The 999-nt window shown below is 42.5% G+C and carries 2 protein-coding genes; both read left to right on the top strand.

The features are described 5' to 3' along the window. Positions 1-197 precede the first annotated feature (197 nt). The gene (locus F0249_RS19995) at positions 198-530 is read left to right on the top strand and encodes a type II toxin-antitoxin system RelE/ParE family toxin (RefSeq protein WP_171757646.1); all 333 of its coding nucleotides are present in this window, start codon (positions 198-200) and stop codon (positions 528-530) included. Then, complete coding sequence (locus tag F0249_RS19990; protein ID WP_171757645.1) at positions 517-831, top strand: DNA-binding transcriptional regulator; 315 nt, start codon at positions 517-519, stop codon at positions 829-831. The genes F0249_RS19995 and F0249_RS19990 overlap by 14 nt, the downstream gene beginning before the upstream one ends. Positions 832-999 lie beyond the last annotated feature (168 nt).

Below are 999 nucleotides of genomic sequence, written 5' to 3'. Positions count from 1 at the left end.
CATGGTCTTCTCCTTTTACTTCGGACCTGAACACTCCAAGCATGGCTGATAGCGATGTGAAGTGGTAGGGGGAGACCATCTCATCACCTTAATGCGGCGTTATAGCTCAGGTCAGTTTCGCCTTCATAATAAAATCAAGACTACGTTAATCACGTATAGTTTTTGCGATCTGTACGTTGATTACGTATACTCTGCGTATGAAAAGTATATTTGTCGAATCGACCATATTTGAAAAGTACCGTAATGAATACCTCAGCGATGATGAGTTTAGGTTTTTTCAAGCTGAACTCATGTCTAACCCGAAGCAGGGTGACGTGATTCAAGGTACAGGTGGTTTGCGAAAGATTCGAGTTGCAAGTAAGGGTAAGGGCAAGCGTGGTGGCTCTCGTGTTATCTATTACTTCCTCGACGAAAAACGTCGTTTCTACTTGCTGACAATCTATGGCAAGAATGAAATGTCTGATTTAACCGCAGACCAAAAGAAACAATTAAAGGCTTTTATGGAGGCGTGGCGTAATGAGCAATCGTGATCTATTTACAGAATTAGGTTCAGCTCTTGTTGAGGCTAAAGAACATTCAGAGGGTAAATTGACCCTTAAAACTCATCAAGTTAACGATATCAGCGAGTTAGATATTTCGCCTAATGAAATCGTTAGTATCCGTGAACAATTTAATATGTCTCGTGGTGTATTTGCGCGTTTACTGCATACATCATCTCGTACATTAGAAAATTGGGAACAAGGGCGTAGCGCACCAAATGGGCAAGCGGTAACCCTTTTAAAATTGGTTCAGCGTCATCCTGAAACCTTGTCGCACATAGCTGAGCTATAACAAAGCATTTAAGAGTGATTCGCAACGCTTGGCAGTTTCGCTTCGCTCAAGTATAGCCAAGCGCTGCTCACCTATATGGTCTCCCCCGGTTTTGCAAGTCAGTAGCATAATTAAAAGCGCAGGTTAACTTCCATATATACGGCCTGTTTAAGCGGCTATTGCCTTGGC

It is taken from the genome of Vibrio sp. 03-59-1, from assembly GCF_013114135.1.
GTDB classification, from domain to species: Bacteria; Pseudomonadota; Gammaproteobacteria; order Enterobacterales; family Vibrionaceae; genus Vibrio; species Vibrio cortegadensis.
The sequence above is the reverse complement of the archived record's forward strand: the minus strand, read 5'-3'. Positions and strand labels throughout refer to the sequence as shown.

Coding starts and splice junctions, on each gene's coding strand:
- F0249_RS19995 (WP_171757646.1), top strand. CDS start 198: ATGAAAAGTATATTTGTCGAATCGACCATATTTGAAAAGTACCGTAAT.
- F0249_RS19990 (WP_171757645.1), top strand. CDS start 517: ATGAGCAATCGTGATCTATTTACAGAATTAGGTTCAGCTCTTGTTGAG.